This window comes from Agrobacterium sp., from assembly GCF_032092815.1.
In the GTDB taxonomy this organism is placed as follows: domain Bacteria; phylum Pseudomonadota; class Alphaproteobacteria; order Rhizobiales; family Rhizobiaceae; genus Agrobacterium.
This window is the reverse complement of sequence record NZ_DAMDBP010000027.1, coordinates 47,767-56,286: the sequence shown is the minus strand read 5'-3', so window position 1 is coordinate 56,286 and position 8,520 is coordinate 47,767. Positions and strand designations below refer to the sequence as shown.

Below are 8,520 nucleotides of genomic sequence, written 5' to 3'. Positions count from 1 at the left end.
GTTTCTGCTCGTACTCTGTCTTTGCTTGTTTTTTGCCACGCATCTGGTGCGCATCGTGGCGCCCGGTTTTCGCGAAGCCGTCATTGCCAGGGTGGGTGATGGGCCGTGGAAGGGGCTTTATTCCCTTGCCAGCATCATCACACTTGGCTTGGTGGTCTATGCCTTTGGTCAGGCCCGGCAGGTCACTGGCATGCTTTATTATCCACCTGTTTGGATGAGCCATATTGCCCTGACGCTGATGCTGGTGGCGATGATCTGTCTTGTGGCAAGCCTTCTACCGCCGGGGCACATTGCAACAAAAACCAAACATCCGCTGGTGTTGTCGGTCAAAATCTGGGCGCTGTCCCACCTTCTGGCCAATGGCGAGACCTCGTCTGTCATCCTGTTTGCGTCTTTCCTGGCCTGGGGTGTGGTGATGCGCATTGCGCTGAAACGGCGCGAACGGGCGGGTCTGCTGCTGCGTCCAGCCTTCGTTTCTGCACGTTATGATGTGGTTGCCGTGGTCGGCGGAATTGCCCTTTGGGCAGCGTTCCTGTTCAAGTTGCATGAATGGTTGATAGGCGTTCAACCGCTTGCACTATAAAATCTATGTACTGTTTGGGGCGTCACTGACAGGAAAGTGACGCTTTCCCCCTTACATAAAAGGCAAAATGCGCTAGAAGGCCGAACAAATGCCTGCGGTTCAGTGCCCGGCATGCAAGTTTCAGCGTGAAGTCATAACCGTTTATCCTCCTCGATGGATATCGATGCGGGTATGCGGCTACGGAGAATTCGATGGCAAATGAAAATGACACCTTCATCCGCGAAGTGAACGAGCAGCTTCGTTCGGAGAAGATGACGAATTTCTGGAGCAAGTACGGCATCGTGGTTGTTGGCGGCGCGTTGCTGATCGTGCTGGGGACTGCCGGTGCCGGTATTTACGAATACTGGAACAGCAGCCGTGCCTCGAATTCCGGTGATCAGTTTATCGCCGCGATGAAGCTGGCGTCTGAAAACAAGCCTGATGATGCGCTGGCTGCCCTGAATGAACTCGAAACTGCCGGTCACGGCTCTTATCCTGTTCTTGCCAAGTTCCGCTCGGCAACGCTTCAGGCCCAGAAGGGTGACGCCGCCGCTGCTATTGCTGCCTTCACGGCGATTGGCAATGACACATCAGCCCCGCAGGTTTTCCGTGATGCCGCCAAGGTTCGCGCTGCATGGTTGCTGGTGGACAATGGTAGCTATGAGCAGGTATCGGCAGAGGTTGAAGTCCTGTCCACTGAAGGCCAGGCATTCCGCAGTTCTGCACGCGAAGCACTTGGGCTTTCTGCCTACAAGGCTGGCGACTTTGCAAAGGCCAGAGACTGGTTCCAGCAGATCACCACGGATGCACAGGCGCCGCGCAATGTTGCCAACCGCGCCCAGATCATGCTCGATAATATTGCTGCGTCCGGTAAGGCGCCGTAAGAGACATATACCCCAAGGAAGAACGCACCATGACCTTCACCGTCGCCATCGTAGGGCGCCCCAATGTCGGAAAGTCGACGCTTTTCAACCGTCTGGTTGGCAAGAAGCTGGCGCTCGTGGACGACACGCCCGGCGTGACCCGCGATCGCAGGCCCGGTGCGGCACGGCTGGATGATCTGCGCTTCACGATCATTGACACGGCTGGTCTCGAGCAATCAGGCCCGGAGACCCTACAGGGTCGCATGTGGGCGCAGACCGAGGCCGCTATCGAAGAAGCTGACATCACGCTGTTTCTGGTGGATGCCAAGAACGGTTTGACACCGGCCGATGAAACGCTGGCCACCATGCTGCGTCGTCGCGGCAAGCCGGTGGTGCTGGTTGCCAACAAATCGGAAGCCCGTGGTTCGGATGGCGGTTATTATGACGCCTTCACACTCGGCCTTGGTGAACCAACACCGATTTCTGCCGAACATGGGCAGGGCATGCATGACCTGCGAGATGCAATCGTTGCTGCACTTGGCGAAGACGTGGCATTCCCGCCGGAAGATGACGAGGCGGAAACCGACGTCGTTATTCCACGTTCTGAGCGCGGTGAAGATGAGGACGAGGATGAAGAAGAGCCGGTTTACGATGAAACCAAGCCGCTTCGTGTTGCGATCATCGGTCGTCCGAATGCCGGTAAATCCACACTGATCAACCGTTTCCTCGGCGAAGACCGCCTGCTGACCGGCCCGGAAGCCGGTATCACCCGCGACAGTATTTCTGTTGAATGGGACTGGCGCGGTCGTCGGATCAAGATGTTCGATACAGCGGGTATGCGCCGCAAAGCAAAGGTCACGGAAAAGCTGGAAAAGCTGTCTGTTGCCGATTCCCTGCGTTCCATCCGTTTTGCCGAGACCGTGGTGATCGTGTTCGATTCCACCATTCCATTTGAAAAACAGGACCTGCAGCTTGTTGACCTCGTTATCCGCGAAGGTCGTGCAGCGGTGCTGGCATTCAACAAGTGGGACCTTGTTGAAGATCCGCAGGCCTATCTTACCGACTTGCGTGAAAAAACTGAACGGCTGCTGCCGCAGGCGCGTGGCATTCGCGCCGTGCCGATCTCCGGTCAGACCGGTTACGGACTTGATCGCCTGATGCAGAACATCGTTGATACGGACAAGGTCTGGAACCGCCGTATTTCGACAGCCAAGCTGAACCGCTGGCTGGATTCGCAGACAACGCATCACCCGCCGCCGGCAGTTTCCGGCCGTCGTCTGAAACTGAAATACATGACGCAGGTCAAGGCACGTCCACCTGCCTTCATGATTTCCTGCACGCGACCAGAGTCGATCCCGGAATCCTACACGCGTTATCTGGTGAACAACCTGCGCAATGACTTCGACATGCCTGGTGTGCCGATCCGTGTGCATTACCGGGGTTCGGACAACCCGTTTGAGCACAAGGCGAAAAAGAAGCGGTAATCTGCCGCTTCATTTAAACGACAGGCATGCTAGACACTCAGTGCCATCTGCGGGCTCAGACCCGCAGATTGGTGGTGGTTTTCTCTATGGCGATGACAAAACCCCGGCGACGGGTCGGGGATGATGGTCGATCAAACCGACCGTCCCATTCTAACGGAAGACAAGACAATGCTGATCAAGCAGAGCGACTATCACCGGATTTACCGTGTCATCAACAGCCTGCTGATCAACGAAAATGCCAATCCGGCATCCGCATCGATGTATTTTAGCACCTTTGGTGCTTTCATTCTCGAGCAGCAGTTCAAGATCAAAGCCAAACCGAAGGGTGGTCTTGCCGCCTATAATCTGGGTGGCACGCTGCTGCTGTTTGCCGATCACCGCGAAGATGGTTATGTGACCGGTGCCGGTGAAAACTTCCACTGCTGGGTGGAGGCAGATGGCTGGGCCATTGATTTCATGGCGCCAGCCTTTCCGCAGGCTGCGCCTGAACTTGCTCTGCCGCCAAAGATGTTTCAGCGACCGCTAACGGCTATGGCGCAATCCATCAACGATCTGAACCAGTCCGGCGACTTTTTCTACCAGTCGGAGCCGGATGCGACTGCCAAACGTTTTGCGGACTGGCACAAACACGCGATGATCGGTGATCTGGCCAGCATTGCTGCGACCTGGTTCCGCAAATCGCCTAAGCAGATGCAGACCTCGATTTCGACCAGAAATCACAAGGATGAAACGCAGACCATTCCGCTGACCGGAAATGCGCTGACCGGCGCCTGGTAGTCATCAGCACGCCGTTTTTTCAATCACACGGCGCGCATCTGTTATGATCTCGTGATTATGCGGGATAGAGACCGCCATCATCGGCATCGATGGTGATGTTCAACGTGACATGACGCGGTCTTGTCACAGCAAATAGCACCGCTTCAACCACATCACGGTTGGTGCCGCGTTCGCCCTTCTGGCGCTCGGCTGCCTGCTGCCAATCGTCCTGATCAGGGCTGATATCATCGAGATAGGGCGGGTGGACGGCAATCGAGCGAATTTTCGTGCCGGCAAAGCTCTGTCTGAAACCATCGGCCAGAGCTGCTTGGCCACGCTTGGCGGCATAAAATGGCACGGACACGCTTTGCAGGGCGGTATTGGGCAGGCCGCTGATTGAACCGATCGTCACGACATCTGGCCTGTCTGAAAGCTGCAGACGCGGCAACAGGCTCTGGATGAGTTGGAACGTGCCGGTGACTGCGGCATTGATGGTGGGTGGTCAGCACGGCATCGGCAGGGTGCGGTTTGTCAACGTGTTCCAGCCACATGGCGCTATTGTTGATGAGGATATCCACGCAGGCTTTGTTGTCACAAATCTCCGTGACGGCGCGGTTGACGCTGTCAGTATTGGCCAGATCCAGCACCATCAACATGGGGCGGGCTCTGCCACGGCTTTCAATGAAGGAGCTGGTGGGGAGGGAAATAAAGGTGGACGGCCATCGTGATCTCGTGGCAGCCGCCTGACGTCAATCAGCAGCCCGACCCCGTTCTCAATAACGGCAGTCGCGTCCAGCCCGTCTTGTGACAGCCCGCAAGCGTTTCGTCCAGCACTTCATTTTGAAAAGCCTGGTGATATCGCCAATGGGATTAATGTCCGGCTTTAAAGCGCCGGTGTGGCGCGGAAATCCGGCAGGCAATTGTTGGCCGCTGACGTGACATTGTCCAGAAACTGCTTGGATGCCTTTTCCCAGGAATAGGTTCTGGCAAGCGCAATCGCATCTTTTGGCGAGCAGTTCAGCGCATCAAGGCAGGCCTGTCGCAGATCGCGGTTCAACGCGCCGGCCTTGGAGTTGGGACCGATAATGTCGATCGGGCCGGTGACCGGATAGGCGGCGACCGGGACGCCGCTGGCCAGTGCTTCCAGAATGGTGTTGCCGAACGTATCGGTTATGGACGGGAACACGAAGACGTCAGCCTGCGCGTAGGCATCCGCCAGGTCTTCACCTGTCTTGGTGCCGGTAAAATGGACGTCCGGGAACTGCGCCTGAAGATCAGCGCGGGCAGGGCCATCACCCACCACCACCTTGGAGCCGGGAAGATCAAGTTTCAAAAACTCCGGCAGGTTTTTTTCAACCGCGACACGACCAACCGTCATGAAGATCGGGCGTGGCAGATCAAACGGGGCTTCGCTGCGCTGACGTGGGTGAAATTGTGCCAGATCAATGCCACGGCTCCAGCGCTTGAGATTTCGGACGCCGCGATCTTCCAGTTCGGTTTCGAGGCTTTGCGTGGCCACCATGCAGGCATTGCCGCCATTGTGGAACCAGCGCACGAAGGCATAAAGCCAGCTTTCCGGCACGGGGAAACGTGCTGCCACATATTCCGGAAACCGGGTGTGGTAGCTGGTGGAAAAGCGCATGTGGTTCTTGATGCACCAGCGGCGCGCCAGAAAACCCAGCGGACCTTCAGTGGCGATATGCACATAGGATGGCTGGCTTTTTTCGATTTGCTGCGCGACGTGGCGGTAGCTTGTCACGGACAGGCGAATTTCCGGATAGGTCGGGCAGGGCACGCTGTGAAAGCTCTGCGGTGTGACCATGCACACCTCGATACCCATGCGCTGTAGTTCCGCATTGGTGTTTTCAATCGAGCGGACCACACCGTTGACCTGCGGGTGCCAGGCATCCGTGACAATGGTAATTCTCGTCATTGCTGCGCCGATCCTGTTTTACCCGCGCTTGCGAATCCGCCTGCGGGATTTAACCCCTCTATGGCGTGCGCGTGTTACAGGATCATGTCAGGGCAGCAGGCAGGTTTGTTAGCCCACCAGTGGCAGAAGATCAGGGCTGATGAGTGCGCCGTGATGGCCGATAACAGTGGCTGCGGCCTTGGCGGCAAATGTCGCGGCATCCTGCGGTGTGCTGCCAGCGAGGAAACGTGCAAGGAAGGCGCCGTTGAAGCTGTCGCCGGCGCTGGTCGTGTCCACGACATCGCTGACCTGATGGGCAGGGGCAAAGGTTCGAACGCCTTCGAAGTCCAGTGTTGCACCTGCCGCGCCATCCTTGACGACGATATTGGCAACGCCGAGACCGCGGTAGCGTTCAATCGTTGCTTCCACCGATGCGTCACCAAAATTGGTGGCTTCGTCATCAAAGCTTGGCATGACCATGGAGGCCGCGCGTGCACCATCGGTGATTGTCTGCAGCATTACATCCTTGTTGGCCCACAGGCGCGGACGGATGTTGGGGTCAAAGGCGACGATCTTGCCAGCGGCGCGGGCGCGGCGCAACTCGGCCAGGAAGGTGTCCACATGGGCAGGAGTTGCCAAGACGGCGAGCGTGATGCCCGAGAAATAGATGAGGTCGGCGGCTTCCATGGTGCGGCGCAGGTGGTCTGCATCTGCGGCGAGCTGCCGGGCTGCGGACATGCCGCGCCAGTAGCTGAAGGTGCGTTCGCCATTCTTGAGATTGATCAGATAAAGGCCTGGCGTGCCGCCGGGAATGCGGGTTACCGCGTCAGTGCCAATTTCGGCCTGCTTGATGAAGGCCAGCATTTCTTCCGACAAGGGATCATCACCCAGCGCGGTGAAATAATCGACAGACCAATCCTTGGACAGGCAGGCGCGGGCATACCATGCGGTGTTGAACGTATCTCCGGCAAATCCCTTGCGCAGCAGATTGTTGCCAGCCTGCGAGAGCTCCACCATGCATTCGCCGATTGAAAGAAAACGTCCGCCCAAATCCATGTCCTCCCGCATTTGTTGACCGTGTGGCCATTACGACGCCTTGATGCGCCTGACAAGGGCAACATAACAGGATGGTGCGGTGTTGGTGGCCTTTTGGCACATTGTTACCACGGCTTGGCAAACAAGGCCGTGATCTGTGGTTTACGGATCAAAACTGCCGCGATATCGTTGCTCCACTGTTTCAGGGAGCCTTTTCATGACGCAACCGATTGCTGCCACCACCAAGCCCGTTATCAATGCAGACTGGTGGAGGGGAGCGGTTCTCTATCAGGTCTATCCGCGCTCTTTTCAGGATACGACCAATGACGGCTATGGCGATTTACCCGGTGTAACCAAACGGTTGCCCTATATTGCCTCCCTTGGCGTCGATGGCATCTGGTTGTCGCCGTTCTTTACCTCGCCCATGGCCGACATGGGTTATGACGTGTCCGACTATTGCAACGTTGATAAGATGTTCGGCACGCTTGATGATTTTGACGCGCTGGTGGCCGAAGCGCACAGGCTGGGGCTGAAGGTCATCATCGATCAGGTGATTTCGCACACGTCAGATCAACATCCCTGGTTTGTGGACAGCCGTGCCAGCCGCACCAACGCCAAGGCAGACTGGTATGTATGGGCCAATCCAAAACCGGATGGAACCGCACCCAACAACTGGCTGTCAGTGTTTGGTGGCCCGGCCTGGGAATGGGACGGCGTTCGCAAGCAATATTACATGCACAACTTCCTGGCATCGCAGCCTGACCTCAATTTCCATAACAAGGAGGTTCAGGACGCGCTGTTGGAAACCGTGCGGTTCTGGCTGGAGCGTGGTGTCGATGGTTTCCGTCTGGACACCGTGAATTATTATTTTCACGACAAGGCGCTGCGCAACAACCCGCCGCTGGATGAGGAGGGTGCCTTTGGTCTCGATGCGCCTGACGTCAATCCCTATGGCATGCAGAACCATCTCTATGACAAAACCCAGAGTGAGAACGTCGAGTTTCTCAAGCGGTTTCGCGCCTTGCTGGACCGTTATGATGGTCGCATGACGGTGGGTGAAGTTGGCGACGGCGCACGTTCGCTGAAAACCGTTGCGGCCTATACTTCAGGCAATGACAAGCTGAACATGTGCTATACCTTTGACCTGCTGGGGCCGGATTTTACGGCACAGCATATCCGCAATTCAGTGGAAGGGTTTCAGAAGGCTGTCACGGATGGCTGGGTGTGCTGGGCGTTTTCAAACCATGATGTCATTCGGCATGTCAGCCGCTTTACCGAACATGGTGCGGAGCGCGAGCACATTGCCAAGCTGGCATTTTGCGTGCTTGCCAGCCTTCGTGGTTCGATCTGCCTTTATCAAGGTGAGGAACTGGGCCTGACAGAGGCCGAGCTTGCCTTTGAGGACTTGCGTGATCCCTATGGCATTCGTTTCTGGCCAGCCTTTAAGGGCCGTGACGGATGCCGCACGCCGATGGTGTGGGAAACTGGCAGCGCCAATGCTGGCTTTACCGGTGCGGACAAGCCGTGGCTGCCTGTTCCCTATGATCATGGTTTGCTGGCAGTGGATGGGCAGGAGCGCAAGCCGGCATCGGTGCTGCATCACTATCGGGACATGCTGGCATTCCGCAAAAGCCATGGCGCCTTGATCGATGGCGAAATGGCATTTCTGGACAGCAATCAGGATGTGTTGGCCTTTGTCCGCAGCAAGGGTGACGAAAAGCTGCTTTTCGTGTTCAACCTGACCCGCAAGCCGGTTGATTACCTGCTGCCGAAGGGACTGGCAGTAAAGGATGTTCTGCCAATGCCCGGATTTGCCGCGCCGCTACACCAGCAGATCGTCAAGCTGGACGCTCTGGACGGTTTTGCTGCCGTGTTGAAATAAAGGGATGAGCGAAAGGCCTTTTCGCT

At 56.8% G+C, this 8,520-nt stretch carries 9 protein-coding genes; 6 read left to right on the top strand and 3 right to left on the bottom strand.

The window, feature by feature from the left end; genetic code table 11:
• Nucleotides 1-4: 4 nt before the first annotated feature.
• The 4 genes from RT613_RS15960 (at nt 5) to RT613_RS15945 (ending at nt 3,686) form a co-directional block, all read left to right on the top strand.
• A complete protein-coding gene (locus RT613_RS15960) occupies nt 5-583 on the top strand; it encodes an NnrU family protein (protein ID WP_313616884.1) in 579 nt (192 codons plus the stop codon).
• A gap of 191 nt (nt 584-774) precedes the next feature.
• A complete protein-coding gene (locus RT613_RS15955) occupies nt 775-1,446 on the top strand; it encodes a tetratricopeptide repeat protein (RefSeq protein WP_313616874.1) in 672 nt (223 codons plus the stop codon).
• Between the two features lie 29 nt (nt 1,447-1,475).
• Nucleotides 1,476-2,909 carry a ribosome biogenesis GTPase Der gene (gene der, locus RT613_RS15950; RefSeq protein WP_313616872.1) on the top strand — a complete coding sequence of 478 codons (1,434 nt, stop codon included), beginning with the start codon at nt 1,476-1,478 and terminating at the stop codon, nt 2,907-2,909.
• A 168-nt stretch (nt 2,910-3,077) separates the two neighbouring features.
• Complete coding sequence (locus tag RT613_RS15945; RefSeq protein WP_313616883.1) at nt 3,078-3,686, top strand: DUF2026 family protein; 609 nt, start codon at nt 3,078-3,080, stop codon at nt 3,684-3,686.
• 55 nt (nt 3,687-3,741) lie between these two features.
• On the opposite strand, the gene RT613_RS15940 is transcribed toward RT613_RS15945, so the two are convergent.
• The gene (locus RT613_RS15940; protein WP_313616870.1) at nt 3,742-4,113 is read right to left on the bottom strand and encodes a hypothetical protein; all 372 of its coding nucleotides are present in this window, start codon (nt 4,111-4,113) and stop codon (nt 3,742-3,744) included.
• A gap of 10 nt (nt 4,114-4,123) precedes the next feature.
• Between RT613_RS15940 and RT613_RS15935 the strand changes: the two genes are divergently transcribed.
• Nucleotides 4,124-4,393 (top strand): hypothetical protein, encoded by a 270-nt coding sequence (locus RT613_RS15935; protein WP_313616868.1) that lies wholly within the window; start codon nt 4,124-4,126, stop codon nt 4,391-4,393.
• A 155-nt stretch (nt 4,394-4,548) separates the two neighbouring features.
• Here the strand turns inward: RT613_RS15935 and RT613_RS15930 are convergent, their stop codons facing one another.
• A complete protein-coding gene (locus RT613_RS15930) occupies nt 4,549-5,598 on the bottom strand; it encodes a bifunctional monoglucosyl/glucuronosyl diacylglycerol synthase (protein WP_313616866.1) in 1,050 nt (349 codons plus the stop codon).
• A 108-nt stretch (nt 5,599-5,706) separates the two neighbouring features.
• The gene (locus tag RT613_RS15925) at nt 5,707-6,627 is read right to left on the bottom strand and encodes a sugar kinase (protein WP_313616864.1); all 921 of its coding nucleotides are present in this window, start codon (nt 6,625-6,627) and stop codon (nt 5,707-5,709) included.
• A 202-nt stretch (nt 6,628-6,829) separates the two neighbouring features.
• Here RT613_RS15925 and RT613_RS15920 point away from each other — a divergent pair, with 202 nt between their 5' ends.
• The gene (locus RT613_RS15920; RefSeq protein ID WP_313616862.1) at nt 6,830-8,494 is read left to right on the top strand and encodes an alpha-glucosidase family protein; all 1,665 of its coding nucleotides are present in this window, start codon (nt 6,830-6,832) and stop codon (nt 8,492-8,494) included.
• Nucleotides 8,495-8,520: the final 26 nt, after the last annotated feature.

Bases quoted from the DNA above. Each gene is read 5' to 3' on its own strand.
- RT613_RS15955 (WP_313616874.1), top strand. From the start codon at position 775: ATGGCAAATGAAAATGACACCTTCATCCGCGAAGTGAACGAGCAGCTT.
- der (WP_313616872.1), top strand. From the start codon at position 1,476: ATGACCTTCACCGTCGCCATCGTAGGGCGCCCCAATGTCGGAAAGTCG.
- RT613_RS15945 (WP_313616883.1), top strand. From the start codon at position 3,078: ATGCTGATCAAGCAGAGCGACTATCACCGGATTTACCGTGTCATCAAC.
- RT613_RS15935 (WP_313616868.1), top strand. From the start codon at position 4,124: ATGAGTTGGAACGTGCCGGTGACTGCGGCATTGATGGTGGGTGGTCAG.
- RT613_RS15930 (WP_313616866.1), bottom strand. From the start codon at position 5,598: ATGACGAGAATTACCATTGTCACGGATGCCTGGCACCCGCAGGTCAAC.
- RT613_RS15920 (WP_313616862.1), top strand. From the start codon at position 6,830: ATGACGCAACCGATTGCTGCCACCACCAAGCCCGTTATCAATGCAGAC.